This is a genomic window from Rhodococcus sp. ARC_M12, from assembly GCF_022810385.1.
Classification (GTDB): domain Bacteria; phylum Actinomycetota; class Actinomycetes; order Mycobacteriales; family Mycobacteriaceae; genus Rhodococcoides; species Rhodococcoides navarretei.
Window position 1 is genome coordinate 56,188 of record NZ_JALGQI010000004.1, and the last position, 20,017, is coordinate 76,204.

At 65.1% G+C, this 20,017-nt stretch carries 20 protein-coding genes, 1 tRNA gene and 1 other RNA gene; 10 read left to right on the plus strand and 12 right to left on the minus strand.

Going from position 1 to position 20,017, the window contains the following annotated elements; translation table 11 throughout:
• Positions 1–40: 40 nt before the first annotated feature.
• From MTX35_RS06875 to phoU, 3 genes are read right to left on the minus strand one after another with little or no spacing between them, the layout of a single operon-like run.
• A complete protein-coding gene (locus MTX35_RS06875) occupies positions 41–616 on the minus strand; it encodes an HhH-GPD-type base excision DNA repair protein (protein WP_243594258.1) in 576 nt (191 codons plus the stop codon).
• Positions 617–669: 53 nt separating this feature from the next.
• Positions 670–1,473 carry a transglutaminase family protein gene (locus tag MTX35_RS06880; protein WP_243594259.1) on the minus strand — a complete coding sequence of 268 codons (804 nt, stop codon included), beginning with the start codon at positions 1,471–1,473 and terminating at the stop codon, positions 670–672.
• 37 nt (positions 1,474–1,510) lie between these two features.
• Complete coding sequence (gene phoU / locus MTX35_RS06885; protein WP_243594260.1) at positions 1,511–2,164, minus strand: phosphate signaling complex protein PhoU; 654 nt, start codon at positions 2,162–2,164, stop codon at positions 1,511–1,513.
• Between the two features lie 105 nt (positions 2,165–2,269).
• On the opposite strand from phoU, the gene MTX35_RS06890 reads away from it, so the two are divergent.
• Positions 2,270–2,599 carry a YnfA family protein gene (locus MTX35_RS06890; RefSeq protein WP_094612013.1) on the plus strand — a complete coding sequence of 110 codons (330 nt, stop codon included), beginning with the start codon at positions 2,270–2,272 and terminating at the stop codon, positions 2,597–2,599.
• Positions 2,600–2,624: 25 nt separating this feature from the next.
• Here MTX35_RS06890 and MTX35_RS06895 read toward each other — a convergent pair whose 3' ends face one another.
• Together MTX35_RS06895 and MTX35_RS06900 are read right to left on the minus strand one after the other, a co-directional pair.
• Entirely contained in the window at positions 2,625–3,902 is a 1,278-nt protein-coding gene (locus MTX35_RS06895) for a lipase family protein (protein WP_374230254.1), read from the minus strand.
• A 136-nt stretch (positions 3,903–4,038) separates the two neighbouring features.
• A complete protein-coding gene (locus MTX35_RS06900; protein WP_243594262.1) occupies positions 4,039–4,710 on the minus strand; it encodes a TetR/AcrR family transcriptional regulator in 672 nt (223 codons plus the stop codon).
• Positions 4,711–4,815: 105 nt separating this feature from the next.
• Between MTX35_RS06900 and MTX35_RS06905 the strand changes: the two genes are divergently transcribed.
• Positions 4,816–6,333 carry a DHA2 family efflux MFS transporter permease subunit gene (locus tag MTX35_RS06905; protein ID WP_374230251.1) on the plus strand — a complete coding sequence of 506 codons (1,518 nt, stop codon included), beginning with the start codon at positions 4,816–4,818 and terminating at the stop codon, positions 6,331–6,333.
• 69 nt (positions 6,334–6,402) lie between these two features.
• On the opposite strand, the gene MTX35_RS06910 is transcribed toward MTX35_RS06905, so the two are convergent.
• Together MTX35_RS06910 and ffs are read right to left on the minus strand one after the other, a co-directional pair.
• Positions 6,403–7,689 (minus strand): aminotransferase class I/II-fold pyridoxal phosphate-dependent enzyme, encoded by a 1,287-nt coding sequence (locus tag MTX35_RS06910; RefSeq protein WP_243594263.1) that lies wholly within the window; start codon positions 7,687–7,689, stop codon positions 6,403–6,405.
• 54 nt (positions 7,690–7,743) lie between these two features.
• Positions 7,744–7,838, minus strand: an RNA gene (gene ffs / locus MTX35_RS06915) — signal recognition particle sRNA small type.
• Positions 7,839–7,933: 95 nt separating this feature from the next.
• On the opposite strand from ffs, the gene MTX35_RS06920 reads away from it, so the two are divergent.
• Positions 7,934–8,021: transfer RNA gene (locus tag MTX35_RS06920), tRNA-Ser, on the plus strand.
• Between the two features lie 272 nt (positions 8,022–8,293).
• On the opposite strand, the gene MTX35_RS06925 is transcribed toward MTX35_RS06920, so the two are convergent.
• Both MTX35_RS06925 and MTX35_RS06930 read right to left on the minus strand, forming a co-directional pair.
• Positions 8,294–9,040: a 3-hydroxybutyrate dehydrogenase gene (locus MTX35_RS06925; protein ID WP_243594264.1), complete on the minus strand. Its 747-nt coding sequence runs from the start codon at positions 9,038–9,040 to the stop codon at positions 8,294–8,296.
• Positions 9,037–10,434, minus strand: a complete 1,398-nt coding sequence (locus tag MTX35_RS06930; RefSeq protein WP_243594265.1) for an MFS transporter — start codon at positions 10,432–10,434, stop codon at positions 9,037–9,039. The genes MTX35_RS06925 and MTX35_RS06930 overlap by 4 nt, the downstream gene beginning before the upstream one ends.
• Before the next feature lie 137 nt (positions 10,435–10,571).
• Between MTX35_RS06930 and MTX35_RS06935 the strand changes: the two genes are divergently transcribed.
• A complete protein-coding gene (locus MTX35_RS06935; protein ID WP_243594266.1) occupies positions 10,572–11,480 on the plus strand; it encodes a LysR family transcriptional regulator in 909 nt (302 codons plus the stop codon).
• Between the two features lie 58 nt (positions 11,481–11,538).
• Entirely contained in the window at positions 11,539–12,261 is a 723-nt protein-coding gene (locus MTX35_RS06940) for a hypothetical protein (protein WP_243594267.1), read from the plus strand.
• A gap of 4 nt (positions 12,262–12,265) precedes the next feature.
• Here the strand turns inward: MTX35_RS06940 and MTX35_RS06945 are convergent, their stop codons facing one another.
• Complete coding sequence (locus tag MTX35_RS06945; protein ID WP_243594268.1) at positions 12,266–12,868, minus strand: class I SAM-dependent methyltransferase; 603 nt, start codon at positions 12,866–12,868, stop codon at positions 12,266–12,268.
• A 59-nt stretch (positions 12,869–12,927) separates the two neighbouring features.
• Between MTX35_RS06945 and MTX35_RS06950 the strand changes: the two genes are divergently transcribed.
• A complete protein-coding gene (locus MTX35_RS06950) occupies positions 12,928–14,391 on the plus strand; it encodes an NAD(P)/FAD-dependent oxidoreductase (protein WP_243594269.1) in 1,464 nt (487 codons plus the stop codon).
• On the opposite strand, the gene MTX35_RS06955 is transcribed toward MTX35_RS06950, so the two are convergent.
• Both MTX35_RS06955 and MTX35_RS06960 read right to left on the minus strand, forming a co-directional pair.
• The gene (locus MTX35_RS06955) at positions 14,363–14,974 is read right to left on the minus strand and encodes a CDP-alcohol phosphatidyltransferase family protein (RefSeq protein WP_243594270.1); all 612 of its coding nucleotides are present in this window, start codon (positions 14,972–14,974) and stop codon (positions 14,363–14,365) included. The genes MTX35_RS06950 and MTX35_RS06955 overlap by 29 nt on opposite strands.
• Positions 14,971–15,639 carry a TVP38/TMEM64 family protein gene (locus MTX35_RS06960; protein ID WP_243594271.1) on the minus strand — a complete coding sequence of 223 codons (669 nt, stop codon included), beginning with the start codon at positions 15,637–15,639 and terminating at the stop codon, positions 14,971–14,973. The genes MTX35_RS06955 and MTX35_RS06960 overlap by 4 nt, the downstream gene beginning before the upstream one ends.
• 168 nt (positions 15,640–15,807) lie before the next feature.
• Here MTX35_RS06960 and MTX35_RS06965 point away from each other — a divergent pair, with 168 nt between their 5' ends.
• From MTX35_RS06965 to MTX35_RS06980, 4 genes are read left to right on the plus strand one after another with little or no spacing between them, the layout of a single operon-like run.
• Entirely contained in the window at positions 15,808–17,019 is a 1,212-nt protein-coding gene (locus MTX35_RS06965) for an ABC transporter substrate-binding protein (protein WP_243594272.1), read from the plus strand.
• Positions 17,016–17,855, plus strand: a complete 840-nt coding sequence (locus MTX35_RS06970) for an ABC transporter permease (RefSeq protein ID WP_243594273.1) — start codon at positions 17,016–17,018, stop codon at positions 17,853–17,855. Before MTX35_RS06965 ends, MTX35_RS06970 begins: the two co-directional genes overlap by 4 nt.
• Complete coding sequence (locus MTX35_RS06975; RefSeq protein ID WP_243594274.1) at positions 17,852–18,625, plus strand: ABC transporter permease; 774 nt, start codon at positions 17,852–17,854, stop codon at positions 18,623–18,625. Before MTX35_RS06970 ends, MTX35_RS06975 begins: the two co-directional genes overlap by 4 nt.
• Positions 18,622–19,653, plus strand: a complete 1,032-nt coding sequence (locus MTX35_RS06980; protein WP_243594275.1) for an ABC transporter ATP-binding protein — start codon at positions 18,622–18,624, stop codon at positions 19,651–19,653. The genes MTX35_RS06975 and MTX35_RS06980 overlap by 4 nt, the downstream gene beginning before the upstream one ends.
• The last annotated feature ends 364 nt before the right edge of the window (positions 19,654–20,017 follow it).

Consider the following 20,017-nt stretch of genomic DNA (forward strand, 5'->3'; position numbering starts at 1 on the left):
GTGAAAGTTCTGGTCACTGTAACGACCGGCACCGACAGACTTATTTGTTCTTGGCTGCGGCTTTCGCTGCCTTCTTGAACTCGCGCACCTCGAGCAGCGACTTCTCGTCCACCACGTCGGCGATCGATCGACGCGCACCGTCGTCGCCGTACGCTCCCGCGGCCTTGCGCCACCCGTCCGGCGTGACGTCCATCTGCTTGCCGAGCAGAGCGAGAAAGATGCGTGCCTTCTGATCCCCGTAGCCGGGAAGCGCCTTGAGCCGCTTCAGCACTTCGGCGCCGTCGGGATCGTCGCGGGTCCAGATTTCCTGCGGCTTACCGTCGTACTTCTCGACCAGGTACGCCGCGAGACCTTGGATGCGCTTGGCCATCGAGCCCGGGAACCGATGCACGGCCGGGGTCTGCGCACACAACGCTGCGAATTCGTCCGGATCGGCATCGGCGACGGTATCCACTTTCAGATCACCGAGACGATCGACGAGCTTTTTCGGCCCTGCGAACGCCGATTCCATCGGTACCTGCTGATCGAGCAGCATGCCGATCAGCAATGCGAACGGATCCTCGGCGAGCAGTGCATCGGCCTCAGGATCGCCGACGAGGTGCAGTGTGCGAGACATGCGATCGATCCTGCCACGCCTGCGATGGTGGGTGCCAGGGCGGAGCGTGCAGGTCAGGTGATCGACACCAGTTGGGTGATGTCGTCGAAGGGCAAGGGGCCGTCGACGACGGCTCCGACGACGGCGCTGTTGAGGATGATCGATCCGCCGTGGTTGTCGAGGAAGGCGGTGTCGGATGCGTCGCGTCCGGTGGCGATGCGCACCAGGGTCGATCGAGGTGCGAGGCACGTCGCGTCCACTACACGCCATTGGCCTTCGACGAATGCTTCGGCGACCGCGTGGAAGTCCATGGGATCGCAGCCCGGTGCGTACACCGCCACCAGGCGAGCAGGGACGTTGACCGCGCGAAGCAGGGCCACCACGAGGTGGGTGTAATCGCGACACACACCGGCACCGGCGAGGAGGGTGTCGACCGCGCCGTCGATGGGGTCACTGCTGCCCGGTACGTAGCTCAGACGCGCTCCGACCCAGGACGAAACCTCGGCGAGCAGCTTCTCCGACGGCGGGTAGGAACCGAATTCCGTTGCCGCGAAACCGAAGAACTTGTCCGCCTCGGAGTATCGACTGGGCCGCAGGTACAGCGAGAGATCGTAATCGGAGACCGGAGCCGGCTCGGTGTTGCCGTAGATGGTCGCCGAGTACGACGCCTCCAGCTTCCCGACGCCGGCGTTGATCTTGTGGATGCGAGTGCCGTGAGCACCGCTGATCTCCTGCGCCTCGATCGGCTGACCGTCGAGCGTGAAAGAGAGTGCTTCCCATACATCGGTTCCTGGATGCGGTGCGATTGCGATCTGGAACTCGAGGGTGCTGGCCTCGGTCACGTCGACATCGAGGTACGCAGAGACGTCACGTTTCATCGTGCCGATCCTGCCATCTTCGGGCCGTTCGCGCAGACTATGACTCGTCGGTGGGGCGACCGCCGGTCACCAGGAAGATGACTCGTTTGGCGACCTCGACCGTGTGGTCGGAGTATCGCTCGTAGAAGCGTCCGAGCAGCGTGATGTCCACTGCGGCCGGCACGCCGTGCGGCCAGTCGGGTGCGGAGGTCAGCATGAACAGGCTGCGGTGCAGTTCGTCCATTTCCTGATCCTGGATTCGCAGTTGGTCGGCCAGTTCGGCGTCTCGGGTTTCCAGGACGCGTTGCGTCGCCTCGGCCTGCGCGACGGCAACTCGCCCCATCTGCTCGAACACGCCCTCGACCTCGGGCGGCAGTACGTGTGCGGGATGGCGGCGACGAGCAAGTTCGGCGATGTGCACGGCCAGACCGCCCATGCGCTGCAGATCGGCGACGATGTTGATACCGGAGACGACGCGTCGTAGATCGTGAGCTACGGGTGCCTGCAGGGCCAAGAAGCCGAAGGCTCCGTGCTCCCATTCGACCGCGAGTATGTCGATCTCTTCGCGGTATTCGATGGTCCGCTCGGCCAGGACAATATCGGCCGTCAGCAATGCTCGGGTGGCGTCGGCCATTGCCTCTTCGGCAATTCTCGACATTTCGGACAACTTCGACGCCATCGACTCGAGCGTCTCGGTGTAACTGTCCCGCATGTACTACTCACCCCTACCGACTCGGCCCTCGACGCGGGGCCTGAGGTCATGTACCCCCGATCGCATCCTTCTACACCTGGTCGGCGCTGTGGGAGCCTTTGTCGCATGAACATTGTGAAGTCGGTCATGCTGTTCGCGGTGGCAGCCGTGTTCGAGATCGGTGGGGCATGGCTGGTGTGGCAGGGCATTCGCGAGCATCGCGGGTGGCTGTGGGCGGGAGCGGGCGTGATCGCCCTCGGTGCCTACGGCTTCGTGGCGACGCTGCAGCCCGACGCCAATTTCGGTCGCATCCTGGCGGCATACGGCGGGGTGTTCGTTGCAGGATCCCTGCTGTGGGCGATGGTGGCCGACGGCTTCCGGCCCGATCGCTGGGACATCGCCGGGTCCTCGATCGCGTTGATCGGCGTCGCGGTGATCATGTACGGCCCGCGCTGAGTCGCGCGGGCCGTAGCTCCATCGATCAGCAGTTGGACGGTGCCGGGACTCCGTAGAAGCGGTCCTTGATCCAGTTCTGCGCCTCGCCGAGGCCGAGGATGTCCGGAATCAGGTGTCCGGCACCGGAACCCGGGACGATGGCCGGGACCTGCGCGGCGCTCAGCTGCACGGTGGCACCCTTGCCGCACCAGTCACTGGCAAGACCGACTGCCTGTCCGTGGGGCACGATGTCGTCGGACGTACCGGACTGAATCAGCACCGGCGCGTTCGGCGTCCGCTCACCGATCTTGTTCTTGGCCAGAATCTCCTGGGCAACGGGCAATCTGTCCAGCACTACCGACAGCGGCTCGCCGGTCTTCGTGTACTCATTGGTGCGATGCAGCCCGACGTTCAGAATCGTCTCTCCGACACACTGATTCGCGACCAGATTCAGCATGGCCTTGCCTGCGTCGTTGATGTTCTCGTCGACGATCGGCAATAGACCGGGGTCGGAGTTGAGCAGACCGTTGAGGGTGTAGCCGATCACACCGGTGAGGATGGTGCCGTCGACCTGCTCGAGGGTTGCCTTCAGATCTGCCGGAGGTGCGCCGGCGTAGGTGCCGACGAGGTTCATCTCGGGTGCGTACTCATCGGCGAGTTCCGCTGCAGCAGCGGCTGCGCCACCACCCTGCGAGTAGCCGTACGCAGCGACCGGGCCGTCCGCGGAAATCTTGGTGCCCTGCAGCTTCTGGGCTGCGCGGGCCGCGTCTAGCACAGCGTGTGCCTCCGATGCGCGGTTGACGTAGGTGTGCGCACCGGGGGTACCGAGGCCCTCGTAGTCGGTGATCACGACGCCATAGCCCTGGGACAGAAGCGAATACGCCGCGAGCACCTCGTACTCGACCATGAAGCCGAGCGGCGGGGTGTAGGTGATGACGTTGTTCAGCATCTTCGACGGCGCGCACTGGTCACCCTGACCCTGGGTTCCCGGGGCGAGGACAACGAGCGGACGCGGGCCGGGCCCTGTCCACGGCGCGGCAGGATCGATATAGGTTCCGGTGACGGCATTCGCTTCGCCGTTGGAATCGTTGCTGCGGTACATGATTCGCGTTGCCGCACCGGGCAGAGGCCCGCCGATTCCGGGCACCGAGAGTGCGAGATGCGACGGCTCCGCCCGGAGCACATCACCGGGAGAACCGGCGGGCAGCGGGCTCGGGGGAATGTAGAAGTCGGATTCGACGGTCGAACCCGTGGATGGAGCAGCCGACGCCGGTGCCGCCACCCCGATGAACACTGCGGCTACTGCCACAGCCGAACCGAACACACGCTTGTACCGCACCCTGGAAACCCCCAACGTCGATCACTTGTCATCAAGTGAGCGCTACCCCGTGTAGCACTTATCGTGACACACCTTACGTGATGCATCACACAAGGCATAGGGCTGTTTTGGATTCTCCCGATCAGCGCCGACGGCGATGCATCGCTGCTTTTGCTACGTCCACTTCGTCGTCGGTGAACGGACGACCCGGAAGCGTCGTCCTGGGCACCGAATCACCGCGAAGTCCGTCGAGCAGCACCGTGAAGTACCGACGCCAGTTCGCGGGATCGACATGGCTGGAGAATTCGACGGTCGAGCCGATCATGCCCATTACCGGATAGAAATCGGTGACGGCGACATCGGGACGCAGCTGACCGGATTCGAGGGCGCGATCGACGATCTTCGCAAAGAACGGATCGATACGTCGGCGCATCTCCGCGATGCCGCGGCAGCCCTCGTCCGACCCGAGAACGACATCGCCGAGGCCACGGTCGGAGGCCATTTCCTCGCATACGTCCGAGAGAAAGCCCACCAAGCCACTCCAGGGATCCTCCGCTTCGATGGCGCGTTCGGCACTGGCGAGCATCCCCTCGAGGCGCTGCTCGAAGACGCCGTCGATGAGCTCTTCCTTGCACGAGAAGCGGCGATACACGGTGCCGACGCCCACCTTGGCGTGTGCGGCGACGTCGTCGAGCGTGATGTCGATACCGCGCGAAGCGAACAGCTCACGGGCCGCATCCACGATGCGACGTCGATTGCGTTCGGCATCCGCCCGGAGGGGCTTCGATGCCGCTGTGTCCGCTCTCACATTCATTCGATGTCCGTTTCACCCGATAAGCGGAGGACATTCCTCCACTTAGCTGCTACCTTGGCCCTACAACCGGAGGGTACACCTCCGCATAGTCGAACCGAGGACACTATGACCACCCTTTCATCGGAGAACGTGGGCGACGCCGCGTCGACTGCCATGGCGGTCGACGAACGTGCGCATCGGAATCGTTGGCTGATTCTCGCGACGCTCGGACTGGCTCAGCTCATGGTCGTGCTCGACGCGACCATCGTGAACATCGCCCTCCCCGCCGCCCAACTCGACCTGGGCTTCGACAATGCCGACCGTTCCTGGGTCGTCACCTCGTACGCACTCGCGTTCGGCAGTCTGCTGCTGCTCGGTGGACGACTCAGCGACCTCTTCGGACGACGCAACACCTTCCTCATCGGCCTCGTCGGCTTCGCGCTGATGTCGGCAGTGGGCGGAGCAGCCGTCAACTTCGGCATGCTCGTCGCTGCCCGCGCCGGTCAGGGCGTCTTCGGTGCACTGCTCGCTCCCGCGGCACTCTCGCTGTTGGCCACCACCTTCACCGACACGAAGGAACGCGCCAAGGCATTCGGCATCTTCGGTGCCATCGCCGGCGGCGGCGGTGCACTCGGCCTACTTCTCGGCGGCATGCTCACAGAATGGGCCAACTGGCGCTGGAGCCTGTACGTCAACCTGATCTTCGCTGCGCTCGCCTTCGTCGGCGCCTTCCTGTTCCTGGCCAAGCACAAGGTCGACGTCCGACCCAAGCTCGACATCCCCGGCACGATCGCCGTCTCCGCTGCGCTGTTCTCCATCGTCTACGGCTTCGCTCACGCCGAGTCCGACGGCTGGAGCAACCCGGTCACCCTCGGCTTCCTCGCCGCAGGTGTCGTTCTGCTCGCGGTGTTCGTGACCATCCAGATGCGCGTCGAGCACCCGCTGCTGCCGTTGCGGATCGTTCTGAACCGCACCCGTGCAGGATCGTTCCTCGCCGTATTCGTCACCGGCGCAGGCATGTTCGCGGTGTTCCTGTTCCTGACCTATTACCTGCAGAACACGCTGAAGTACACCCCGATCACCACCGGGTTCGCGTTCATGCCGATGATCGCGGCTCTGATCCTCACCGCGACGCTGTCGACGGCGCTGATCCTCCCCCGCTTCGGACCCCGCATCCTCATGACGACCGGCCTGGTCGTGGCCTCGATGGGCATGGCACTGCTGACGCAGATCTCCATCGACAGCAGCTACGTCACGCACATTCTGCCCGGCCTGGTCATCATGGGACTCGGCCTCGGTGCCACCATGGCACCGGCCATGCAGGGCGCGATCTCGGGAGTCGACCCGGACGACTCCGGCGTCGCGTCCGCGACCGTGAACACGATGCAGCAGGTGGGTGGCTCGATCGGTACGGCGCTGCTCAGCACCGTGGCGGCCAACGCGGCGACCGGCTATGTCAGCTCCAACATGGCAACGGCAACCGATGCGGCTCTGCTGCAGGCCAACGCTGAAATCGCGAGCTACACGACCACCTTCTGGTGGGCGTCGGGAATCTTCCTCCTCGGCGCGGTGCTCTCGGCCACGCTCCTGAAGAAGGGGCCCTTGCCCTCAGCTCCCGAAGGTGCGGTCGTCGTCGGGCACTGAGAGCGGCTGCGCCGCATGTGAGCGGAAGTTCGTAGCCTGCTACGAACTTCCGCTCACATGCCGCAGGCTCTAACCTTCGAGCAACTTCTCCGTCGCGGCCAGCAACACGCAGGTCGCGACACCGTCCATCGACTTCTCCAGCTCATCGAGCGACGGGAAGCTCGGGGCGAGACGAATGTTCTTGTCTTCCGGATCTTTTCCGTACGGGAAGGCCGAGCCGGCGGCCGTCAGAGCAATTCCGGCGTCCTTGGCCAGCGCGATCGAGCGCGCAGCCGTGCCCTCGAGCACATCGAGACTGATGAAGTAACCGCCCTTGGGTTCGGTCCAGGACGCGATCTTCGACGCACCGAGCCGGTCCTCGAGGATCTGCTGCACCAGTGCGAACTTGGGCCGGAGAATCTCGCGATGCTTGGCCATGTGAGCCCGCACCCCCTCGGCGTCACCGAAGAAGCGCAGATGCCGCAGCTGGTTCAGCTTGTCCGGGCCGATGCTCTTCTTGCCGAGGTGCTTCTGATACCAGGCGAGGTTCTCCTCGGAGCTTCCGAAGAAGCTGACCCCGGCACCGGCGAACGTGACCTTCGAGGTCGACGCGAACACGAACGGACGGTTGGCGAACCCGGCCTCGGTGGCCATGCCCAACACGTCGTACGACGGCGCGAATTCCTCGGTCAGTGGATGTACCGCGTAGGCGTTGTCCCAGAACAGGCGGAAGTCGGGCGCAGCCGCGGGCATGGTGGCCAGCGCGCGAACAACTTCTTCCGAGTAGACCGCACCGGTGGGGTTCGCGTAGTTCGGCACCACCCACATGCCCTTGATCTGCGGATCCGACGCCACCAAGTTGGCGATCTCGTGCACATCGGGGCCGTCGGGTCCCATCGGAACCGGAATCATCTCGATGCCGAAGCTCTCGGTGATGGCGAAGTGTCGGTCGTAGCCGGGAGCCGGGCACAGGAAGCGCACGTTCGGCTCGGCCGACCAGGCTCGCGGCGAATCGGGCAGACCGTGCAGCAGCGCCCAAACAACGAGGTCTTGCATGATCTCGAGGCTTGCGTTGTTGCCGGCCAGCAGATTCTGCACCGGGATGCCGAGCAGCTCACCGAAGATGGCGCGCAGTTCCGGCAGGCCCGCGAGGCCGCCGTAGTTGCGGCAATCGGTGCCGTTGCCGTCCTTGTAGTCCGCGCCCGGGAGCGTCAACAGCTCAGCGGCGAGATCGAGCTGCTCGGGTGACGGCTTGCCGCGCGTCAGATCCAGCTTCAGATTCTCGGTCTTGAGCTGCGTGTACTTCGCGCTCTGCCGCTCGTGCTCGGAGGCAAGCTCCTCATGGTTCATCAGACCCAACTGGGTTTGCGCTGGCATGCGGAGCGGCCTCTCGGTGACTGGGTTCCCCGGACAATTCAGATGTCACTGAAATAAAGGGGACCCCGCGCACCCGGCAGAGCCCATTGACCCTTGCTGCCTTCCGGCCCTGGGGGAGTTCACAGGATGCGCGCCGCGCGGGATCCGTTGGCAAGTGTAGCCGCCTCCCGTCGGGCAACGCATCACCACCCTTCGCGCCTCCCGATTTGGGAGATGGTGGGGGTAACCGGGTAAGCTCCCCCACGGAGGATTCGCCTAGTGGCCTATGGCGCTCGCCTGGAACGCGGGTTGGGTTAACGCCCTCAGGGGTTCAAATCCCCTATCCTCCGCCAGAGAAGCCCCCGTGACATGTCACGGGGGCTTCTTGCTGTTCGGGGTTGTTCACCCGTCTGCCTTGGTTCGCGCCCGGCCCCATGGTTCGGATCCGGCCCCCTGGTTCGGATCAATGGGCGTTCGAGGCCATCTGAGTGCAACAAAGCCACATTCATCCGACGGCGGGGGACGACCCGATCCGAATGAATGCGACTTTGTTGCAGTCTGAGCGACTGAAATCCACATTGATCCCACAGTGGGAGGCGCAGCGGGCAGCCGGGGCGGCAGCGGACTAGCGAGCCGACCAACCACCATCCATGGTGTAGGACGCTCCAGTGACCATCCCGGCGTTCTCGGAGGTCAACCAGCCGACCAGTGAGGCGACTTCGGCCGGTTCGACGAGTCTCTTGATGGCCGCCTCGGTGAGCAGGACCTTCTCCAGTACCTCGTTCTCGGGAATTCCGTGCGCGATGGCCTGGTCGGCGATCTGCTTTTCGACCAGCGGTGTACGGACGTATCCCGGGTTGACGCAGTTGCTCGTCACACCGTGGGCGGCACCTTCGAGGGCTGTCACTTTCGACAGTCCTTCCAGTGCATGTTTCGCGGTGACGTAGGCGACCTTGAATTCCGACGCGCGCAGCCCGTGCACCGACGACAGATTGATGACCCGGCCGAACCGGCGGGCGTACATCCCAGGTAAAGCCGCACGAATCAACAGGAACGGAGCCTCGACCATCAGCGTCTGAATGCGACGGAACGCGCCGGGGTCGAAGTCGACGATCGGTGCCACCGTTTGGATACCCGCATTGTTGACGAGGATGTCGACGTCCAACTTCAGGTCGTCCAGCCCGGTGGTGTCGAGCAGATCCACCGACCACACCTCACCACCGATCTCCGACGCCAATTCCTTTGCGGCAACGTCGTTCACGTCGGCGACGGTGACGCGTGCACCGCGGCCGGCGAGCTCGCGTGCACACGCGGCCCCGATGCCGGACGCTCCCCCGGTGACGAGGGCGGAGCGTCCGGTCAGGTCCGTCACTTCAGACCGGCCTTCGCCAACTCGGCCTCGGTGGCCAGGTTCTTGGCGTCGGCGATGTCGATGCTTTCGAGTGCCAATCCCTTTGTCTCCCTGGCGACGACGACGGCGACCACAGTGATCGCGCAGGCCACGGCCAGGTACACCGCGATCGGCACGGACGAGCCGTAGACGTCGAGCAGCTTGACGGCGATGATCGGGGCCAGCGAACCGGCGACGATCGAGGTGACCTGGTAGCCGAGGGACACACCGGAGTACCGCATCCGCGTCGGGAACATCTCGGCCATGATGGCCGGCTGCGTGGCGTACATGAAGGCGTGGAACATCAGGCCGATGATGATGGCCAGCATGATGACGACGTTGTGGCCGCTGTTCATCATCGGGAAGGCGAAGAAGCCCCACGTGGCCGCGGTGACGGCACCGGCGAAGTAGACCGGGCGACGACCGACGCGGTCGGCGAGCTTGCCCACCAACGGAATCGTGCAGAAGTGGATCGCGTGGGCGATGAGCATCCACCACAGGATCGTGGAGGTGTCGGTGCCCACTTCCACCGAGAGGTACGTGATGGAGAAGGTGACGACGAGGTAGTACATGACGTTCTCACCGAAGCGCAGACCCATCGCGGTGAAGACGCCGCGGGGGTAACGCTTGACGACCTCGAAAACGCCGTACGACGCGGCCTTGATGACCTCGGCCTGCTTGTGGGCCTCGAGGAAGATCGGGGCGTCGGAGACCTTGGTGCGGATGTAGTAGCCGACGAAGACGATGACGGCAGAGAGCCAGAACGCGACTCGCCAGCCCCAGCTGAGGAAGGCCTCGTCGGACAGGGTGGTCGTCAGCACCAGCAGCGCGACGGTGGCGAGCAGGTTTCCCGCGGGCACGCCTGCCTGCGGCCAACTGGCCCAGAATCCGCGGGACTTGTTCGGGCTGTGTTCTGCGACAAGGAGAACCGCACCGCCCCATTCGCCGCCGACGGCGAAGCCCTGGATGAATCGCAGGGTCACCAGCAGTGCCGGTGCCCAGTAGCCGATCGCCTCGAAGGTCGGTAGGCAGCCCATGAGGAACGTGGCTCCGCCGACGAGGACGAGGCTGAATTGCAGCAACTTCTTTCGGCCGTATTTGTCGCCGTAGTGGCCGAAGACGATGCCGCCCAACGGACGTGCGACGAAGCCGACGGCGTAGGTGACGAAGGCCGCGAGGATGGCGTCGAGCTCGCTGGTTCCGGCGGCGAAGAAGATCTTGCTGAACACCAGTGTCGCGGCGGTTCCGTAGAGAAAGAACTCGTACCACTCGACGATGGTGCCCGCCATCGATGCCCCGACTACCTTCTTGAGGCCTGCGGGGGTGGCATCGGGGTCAGGTTCGGACCGTCCTGCCAGCGGCTGATCGACGCTCATTGACTCTCCTGTGTTACTCGGCACTTCGGCTTCATGTTTGTGACAGACCACACATTGGCGGGTTGCTCTGAGTATTGGTGCAGATCTTTGTCGACGCAAGAGCCATGAACGCAGGTCGGATCTGCAAAACTGCAGACATGACGCTCGGTGGTGCGAAGATCCCCAGTGCAGACGACCTACTGGTGCTCCTCGCTGTGAGCCGAACCGGTCGCTACAGTTCCGCGGCCGACGACCTGGGCATCAACCACACGACCATTTCCCGACGCATCGCCGCGCTCGAGGACACGCTCGGCGGACGAGTGCTGACCCGCGCCGGCGGAGGCTGGGAGCTCACGCAGCTGGGCCGCGGCGCATTGACCGCGGCCGAGGCCGTCGAGGACGCCTTGCGCACGTTGGTCTCGAGCGACGCGGGTGCGTTGGAGGGCGTCGTGCGTATCTCGGCGACCGACGGCTTCAGTGCCTACATCGCAGCTCCCGCTGCGGCACGAGTGCAGCGAACGCATCCTCGAGTGTCCGTGGAGATCGTCGCCGTAACCCGGCGCGCGTCGCAGCAACGATCGGGCCTGGACATCGAGATCGTCGTCGGCCAACCACAGGTGCACCGCGCCGAGGCCATCCGGCTCGGGGACTACCGCCTCGGCCTGTACGCATCGGAGACATACCTGGACGAGCACGGAACGCCACAGATCCCGGCCGACCTGGCCGCGCACCCGTTCATCTACTTCATCGACTCGATGCTGCACGTCGACGATCTCGACCTGGCCCCCAACTTCACCCCCACGATGCGTGAATCGGTCACCTCCACCAACGTCTTCGTCCACGTCGAGGCCACCCGCGCGTCCGCAGGTATCGGACTGCTGCCGTGCTTCATGGCCGACCGTCACTCCGACCTCCAACGAATCCTGCCCGACGCCATCGCAGTGAAACTGACCTACTGGCTCGTCACCCGGAGCGAAACACTGCGACGGCCGGAGGTCTCGGCGGTGGTGGACGCGATTCGCGCCGTGGTCGACGAGCAGCGCGCTGCTCTGTTGGGCGAGAACTGAGATCGCTGCGGCGTATACCGTCGAGAACAAGGAACCGTCGTCAGAAGGAGCGCCCCCCATGGCCGATATCGACTTCTATTTCGATCCGGTGTGCCCGTTCGCCTGGATGACCAGCAAATGGGTCCGCAAGGTCCAAGCACAGCGCGATTACAGCGTCGACTGGCGGTTCATCTCGCTACGACTGCTCAATTCCCATATCGATTACGACTCGCACTTCCCACCCGAATACGAGGCCGGGCACACCGCAGGTCTGCGACTGTTGCGGGCGGCGGCCGCTGTTCGTCGCGAGCACGGGCCGGCCGCGATCGGACCACTGTACGAGGCACTCGGAACCCACATCTTCGACACCGAGGTGGTGCCCGACGACGCTGCGAGCCACGGACATCGCGGCACCGCCGCGTTCCTTGGGCCGATCCTCGAAGAAGTCGGTCTGCCCACCCATCACACTGCGGCACTGGACGATTCGTCGCTCGACGAGGAGATCCGAGCCGAAACCGATCATGCGCTGTCGCTCACCGGCAAGGACGTCGGCACACCGATCATCGCCTTCGAGCCGCCGGACGGCGTCGCCTTCTTCGGGCCGGTGATCAGCCGTCCACCCAGCGACGAGGAGGCAGTGCCGCTGTGGGACAACGTCATCGGACTCGCTCGCTTCCCCGGCTTCGCCGAGATGAAGCGCAGCCTGCGTGAGCTTCCCCAACTGAAGGCGCTCGGGGTACAAGAAGACGAAGCGGGCGTGCAGCAGGACTGGCACGGTGGTAGTCGACGCCAGAAGAAGTGAATCCTCAGCTCGACACAGATCCCACGCGAACCTGAATGTGTCCGCCCCGTACCGACGCGGAGTGCAGCGGTTCGAGTGGTGGCGTCATCGCCGTCCACGGGTGAGCCTCGATGTCCGATCCACCGAGTCGGCACGCAAGCTTCGCGAGCGGCGTCAAGGCCGCGGCCCGTCCGACGGGTCGCTGCATGTCGACGACGGCCACCACTCCGCCCTCGCGAGTATGCGCGATCATCGATTCGAGAGCCGCCTGCCACGGCGTCATCAGTGACAGCGCGTAGGTGCTCAGAGCCGCATCGAACGGGGTCTCTCCCAGATCCGCGCCGGTGAGGGCTGTGGCGTCGGCTGCAACGAGCGTGACGTTGTTCCAGCCGGATCGGTCAGCTCGCCGTCGGGCCTGTTCGAGCATCTGCGGGCTGGCGTCGACTCCGGTGATCGATCCGGTGGGTCCGACCATCCGCTGCAACCCGGCGAAGTTCAAGCCCGTCCCGCAGCCGAGATCCAGAACATGGCTTCCGGCAGGCAGATTCAGCAGCTCGAACGCCGCCTCCCGGCCGGCGCGATATACGGGCCATTCGAAGGAGATCACGTCGTACAGGCGGGCCGACATCGTATATTTCGTCGGTCGTCTCATCTCGGTCCCTCCAGGGCGCGGGCATAGTGGGAGGCATGGGAATCCGTCGTTCGTCTTCGAGTGTGCCCGAGTACCGCGCCGACGTGGTCGTGGTGGGCGGCGGTACCGCCGGCATCGTGGCCGCGAAGACCGCGGCGGGCTTCGGCGTTCGCGTCGTATTGATCGAGCGCGAACGCACCGGCGGCGACTGCCTGTGGACCGGCTGCGTGCCGTCCAAAGCACTGCTCGCGGCGGCTTCGGTGGCAGCGACGGTCCGGTCGGCGTCCCGGTTCGGCATCGACACCGAGCCACCGCGCGTGGATTTCGGGCGCGTGATGCAGCACGTGCACGAGTCGATCGCCGAGATCACGCCGATCGATTCACCCGAGGCACTCACCGAGGCCGGGGTGCACGTGATCCACGGCGACGCAGTGTTCACTGGGCCGAGCACGGTGATGGTCGGTACGCGAAGACTGCATTTCGGTCAGGCGATCGTGACCACCGGTGCCCATCCCACGGTGCCGGCGATCGACGGCATCGAGCACGTGGACTACCTGACCAGCGACACCCTGTGGGATCTGAAGGACCTACCGCAGCGACTGCTGATCATCGGTGCCGGGTCTGTGGGTTGCGAAATGGCGCAGGCATTTTCGCGGCTCGGGTCGGACGTGACCCTCGTCGGACGGTCTGCCACGATCCTGCCCCGCGAGGACGCGTCGGCAACCTCGATTCTGACGCAGGCACTGACCGACGAGGGCGTGCGAGTGCTGACCTCCACCGCCGTCGTGCGCATCGACGACGGCTCGGCCACCACCGACACGGGTGTCGAGATCGACTTCGATCGGGTGCTCGTCGCCACCGGACGGACTCCGCGGACCGCGTCCCTCGGATTGGATTCGGCCGGTGTGGAAGTGGACGACAACGGATTCGTTCAGGTCGACGAGCATCTGCGCACCACCAATCCCCGCATCTGGGCGGCGGGAGATCTCACCGGCCATCCGCAGTTCACCCACACTGCCGGTGTGCACGGCAGCCTGGCTGCGAGCAACGCGGCACTTGGTCTGAACCGAAAAGTGAGCACGACGGGAACTCCACGGGTGACGTTCACCGATCCCGAGATCGCCTCGGCGGGAATCGATGTGCGGACCGCGAGGGAGCGAGGGTTACGGCTGCAGAAGCTGGACCACCATCACGTCGACAGAGCCGTCACCGAGAGGACTACGAACGGTTCGACGACGCTGGTGCTCGACGGCAAGCGTCGCATCGTCGGTGCCTGCGTGGTGGGTCCACGTGCGGGCGAGACGATCGGGGAGCTGATCATCGCCATCGAGCAGGGGCTACGCACCCGCGACCTCGCCGGGGCCACGCACCCGTATCCGACGTACAACGACGGGCCGTGGAACGCTGCTATCGCGGACGTCAAGGCGCAGTTGGGTTCTCCGGTGATTTCGCGAGCAGTTGGGGCCTTGGCCAAAGGTCGGAGCCTGTGGATCAGGAGAGGGCGCGATACCCGGCGATGATCCGTTGACCGGAGCTCACCGCGACCACCGCCGCCCAGACCACCGCGATCTGCCACGAGATTCCCGGCAACAGTAGCCAGAGACTGTGCACCGCTATGGTTTCGGCACCCTCGGCCAATCCCCCGAGGAATGACAACGACCGGCCGTCGTCGATCGTGCGGCCGTTGCGTTCGGCTATCGAGGAGAACGCGAGGAACGCGGTTCCGTTGATGTAGTACGCCAACAACACCAGCAAAAACGGCCACCACGGGGCGTCGTACGCGGCCGACGCACCCACCGCGACGCCCACCACCGTGGTGCCGTAGACCACGAAGTCGGCTGTGATGTCGAAGAATCCGCCGGCACCGGCTGTTGTCGCCCGCCTACGCGCCAGCGGCCCATCCACACCGTCGGCGATCCGGGAGACGATCCACAACGCCAATGCGAGCAGCCAGAACTGCAGGCCCGCCGCCAGCGCACTACCCAGGCCCAGCACCAGTCCGGCGGCGGTGATGCGGTCCGGGGTGATCATGGGTCGGTCGAGCGCGCGGGCACAGCGATCCAGTGGGCCGTCGAGGTGGCGGCGCAGGAAGCTGTCGATCATTCGGCAGCTCCGGTGAGTCCCAGACGTCGCGCCAACAGAGCCGAGCCGGCCGCGATCGCCAGCACCGCGAGCAGTGCGATGGCGAACGGCCACGACAACGGCGAGGTCCCGTAGGCCCCGAGCGCGGTGTAGGCGACGGTCGCGGGCACGATGCCGATCATGGTGCCCACCACGTAGTCCCGCTGCCCCACTGCACTGACTCCGGCCGCATAGTTGACCAAGGAGAACGGCAGCGGCACCAAACGCACGAGCAGCACCGACAGCAATCCCCGTCGTCCGAGCATGGCGTCGAGCCGGCGGAGCCTGTCCCACTCCGTGCGGGCCACCTGCCCGCGTCCCAGCGCCCGCGCTCCCCAGTACCCGAGATACGCCCCCATCGTGGCGGCGAACACCACGACGGTTGCGCCCACCGCCAACCCGAACAGCAGTCCCGACGCAATGGTCAACGTGCTGGCGGGGAACGGAGTGGCCGACAGAACGGCATAGAGCACGACGAACAGCGCAATGCCCCAGGGCCCGGCCGATGCCACTCGGTCACGGATGAACGACGGATCGGGTAGGTCGACGGTGCCGAGCACGACCACCAGAGCGATGACGACCACGGCAGCCGCGAGCAATTTCAGGGTGGTGCCTCGGCGACTACGCGTCGGGCGGTCCTGCGTCACGGTGTGTACCTCTCGTCCGGCGGTCAGGATCCATTGTGCACACGACCGGTACGCCCGCGTGTTCAGCGGTTGTCTCATTCGACCGATTACGGTGGTGAGGGCAGCGTCGACGACGACTGCTTCGGTTGATCTGGAGGGCCCACGGTGATTCGATCAGTACGGTGCGCAGTGACGATTGCGGCGAGCGCAGGGCTGCTGCTCACGGCCTGCGCGGCACCATCATCGGAGGCTCCGCGCGCCGAGGACTTGTCCTGGAGCGAGATCCAGGAGCAGGCACAGGGGCAGACCGTCTCGCTGTGGATGTACGGCGGCGACGAGCAGGGCAATGCCTATGTCGACGACGTGCTCACTCCCGCGGCCGCCGAAGAAGGCGTCACGCTGCGCCGGGTGCCGGTGGAATCGACCACCGACGCCGTCAACCGCATCCTGTCCGAGCGGCAGGCCGGGGTCACCGACGGCGAAGTGGATCTGGTGTGGGTCAACGGCGCGAACTTCGGCACCGGTAAGCAAGCTGGGGCGTGGCTGTGCGGCTGGACGCAGAATCTGCCGAACATGGAATTCACCGATCCCGGGGATCCGCTGCTGCTCGATGACTTCGGTACCCCGGTCGAGAACTGCGAATCACCCTGGCACAAAGCTCAATTCACGCTGGTCTACAACGCGGCCGCCATCCCGGATCCGCCGACGACCTTCGAGGGCGTGCTCGACTGGGCCCGCGCGAACCCGGGCCGCTTCACCTACCCTGCTCCCCCGGACTTCACCGGCTCGGTGTTCGTGCGGGAGGCGTTGATCAATGCCTCCGGCGGGGGCGACGAGGTTCCCGCTCAGTTCGATCAGGACTCCTACGACCGACTCGCCCCGCCATTGTTCGATCAGTTGAACGAGCTCGCCCCGTCACTGTGGCGCGAAGGAACGACGTATCCGCAGTCCTCCTCGGAGCTCGACGCCCTCTATGCCGGTGGTCAGGTGGACATGACCATGACCTACGGCCCCGCGACGCTCCCCCAGCTCGTCGCCGACGGCACCTATCCCCCGGAGACCCGTGTCCTCACTCTCGACGAGGGAACCGTCGGGAATGCCAGTTTCCTTGCCATCCCGTCGACGTCGGGGAAGTCGGCCGCCGCGCAGGTGGTTGCCAATCTCGCGTTGTCGCCCGAGCAGCAACTCGCGAAGGCGACGCCGGACGTGTGGGGGCAGTTCACCGTGCTCGATATCGACCGATTGCCCGATGACGCCCGCGCGCAGTTCGAGGCGTTGCCGAGCTCGACGGTTCTGCCCTCCTACGAGGAGCTGTCGGAAAACGCGCATCCCGAACTCTCGGCAGATTGGGTGACCCCGCTCGACGAGGGATGGCGTCGAAGCGTGCTCGCCGGTCAGTGAGCGCGTCCACGAGGAGCTTTCGCGGCACAGCGGCGGTCCTCCCCGCCGTCGTCTTGGTCGTGCTGGTCGTCGGCGGCGGTCTCGGAACCGTGGTGCTGCAGAGCCTGGGTCTGATGCCGTTGGTCGGAACCCCCGAACTATCGGTCGACGCGTACTCCGCTCTGGGCGGTGACCTATGGCGCTCGGTGGTGCTGACGCTGTCGATTGCCATCGTCTCGACGGCATTGGCCACGGTGATCGGGCTTGCCGCGGCACTGACGGCGTTGTCGGGTGGACGCGCCGCGTTGGTCGCTGCTGGGGTCACCGTCACGGTGCCGCACCTGATCGGCGTGGCGGCGATGGCGCTGTTGCTGGCAGATTCAGGGATGCTGCCCCGCATTCTCGGATTGACCGACGGTGGCTGGCCGGAGTTGGTGGGCGGACGGTGGTGGATAGCCGTCGTCGCCGAATATGCGTGGAAGGAATCGGCTTTCGTGGCCGTCGTCGTCGCGGGGACGCTCGCCACCCGCGTAGCTGCATTCGACGAGACGGCCGCGACCTTGGGTGCCGGCCGGTGGGCTCGGCTCCGTTTGGTCACGCTGCCGTTGGCACGGCCCGCACTGATCGCATCGGCGGCCATCGCATTCGCCTACACCGTCGGCTCGTACGAGGTGGCCCGCATTCTGGGGCGACCGTATCCGGAACCGTTGTCGGTGATGGCAATTCGCCTGTTCACCTCGATCGATCTCGAGACGCGTCCGCAGGCAGCCGCTGCCGCGACGATCGCCACGGCCCTGACAGTGGTCGTGGCCGCGGTGGCACTGCACTATCTGCGCAGATCGGCAGCGTGGAAATGAGCAGGGTTCTTCCCGCTGTCGGCAGGTCCGTTCTGGTCGTGTGGTTCCTGCTGCCGCTGATTCCGATTGTCCTGTGGGCCATCAGCAATCGATGGTCGTTTCCCGGTTCGGTTCCGCAGGACTGGGGATTCGACGGCGTTCGGAGTGCCCTCGACGCCGGGGGGTTCGATGCGTTCGTTCGGTCGACGCTTCTCGCTCTGGCCGTCGCCGCCATCGCAACACCATTGGGCGCGTTGGCCGCTCGCGCCCTGGTGAACGGTACTGTGCGCTTCCCCGCTGTCGTGGCCGGTGTTCTTTTCGCGCCTGTGGCCCTGCCCCCGTTCGCCGTGGCCTTGGGACTCGATGTTCTGGTGCTGCGCTCGCGCATTCCGAGCACGGTGGCAGTGGTCGCGTTGCTGACCGTCGCGGCGATTCCCTACACGACGTACCTGATGCGAGTGGCATTCGGCGCGTACGACATCGGCTACGAGGAAGAAGCTCGCACACTCGGTGCGTCGAGTGCCATGGTGCTGCGGCGGATTCGCATTCCCCTACTGGCTCCGGCGTTGGCGGGGGCTGCGTTGCTCGCGTTCCTCGTGGCGTGGAGCGACTATGTGATCACCTTGTTGATCGGTGGAGGCAGACTGGTCACCGTGCCCATTCTTGTGGCCTCGTTCGCTGCCGGGACCGGTAACGATTCGGTGGTGGCTGCGCTGTCGGTCGCCGCCGTCGTGCCGCCGTTGTTGCTGGTGCTGATGCTGCCCCGGTTGCGTCGGAGGCGTGCACGATGAGCGTCGAACTGTCCGTTCACGGACTCACCAAAGTGCATGCCGGCCAATCGGTTGCGGCACTCGACTCACTGGATCTCACCGTGCCGCCGGGTTCGTGCACGGCGATTCTCGGGCCGTCGGGCTCGGGCAAGAGCACTGCGCTGCGGCTCATCGCGGGACTCGATTCACCCACTGCCGGCACGGTGCGCATCGACGGCCACGAAGTGAATAACGTTGCGGCCGAGAATCGCGGGGTCGGCATGGTGTTCCAGCGTCCGATGTTGTTCCCGCACATGTCGGTTCTCGACAACATCGGCTTTGCCTACCGCGCGGCTGGGGAGAGTCGTAAGCGGTCGCGCGAACGCGCCCGCGACTATCTCGACCTGGTGCATCTCGGCGACATCGGTGATCGAGCGGTCTCCGAGGTCTCGGGTGGACAGGCCCAACGGGTGGCGTTGGCGCGCTCACTTGCGGGCTCCCCGCGAGTGTTGTTGTTGGACGAGCCCTTCAGTGCGCTGGACCCGGTGTTGCGCACCGAGATGCACGACCTGGTTCGCGAATTGCGTTCGACGCTGGATCAGACTCTGCTGCTCGTCACCCACGATCAGCAGGAAGCGGCGGTGCTGGCCGATTCGGTGGCCGTGCTGATCGACGGCCGGCTCGAACATCACTCGGATATCGCGACGGCCTACACGCGGCCGAGCACGCTGGCGGTCTCGCGACTGATGGGTGGGGTCAACGAAATCGAGGGTCAATGGGATGGGGTTAGGGTGCATCGCTCCGAGCTCGGGGAGTTGGAGGTCGAAGGGGTCTCGCTTCCGGCCGGACCTGCCGTGTTGCTGATTCGGCATGAGCTGATCACGCTGGATGACAACGGGGTTCGGGGAGTCGTTTCGGGTTTGAGACCCACGGGATTTCGGAGCATCGCCGACGTGACCGTGGGGTCGACAGTCCTGAAGGTGGAGCTGGCGGCGGGATCTGCGGTGCGGGTTGGGGACGCAGTGGGATTGACGATTCCGGGTGGGGCGAGGTTTGTTGTTGCTCGGTGACGGTCGGTAAGCCCCTGCTCTGCGGTCTGACGCGGAGCATTCGTCTCGCACGCCCACGAAAACTACAGTTACCGCACCGTCAAGACATCCTGACAAACTTCTCTTCTAGAGCGATCGACAAACTGTAAAGTCGGGCCGCGTACTGCGTGTTGCGTCTGATTTCGGGCATCGCTCGGCACGAAAGGGCGCATGAGTCTGGGGATACGTCCATGCGGCGCCGGTTACCTGCGCGAGAACGAAGTCGTATGCGGATATCCAGATTGTGTCTGCGCCCGCTTCGCGCTTCTCGTACGGGGCGATGATCGATTCTTTGACCCCGATCACTGCGTCGGACTCCAGGTATGGCATCGCCGCGGTTCCCGAT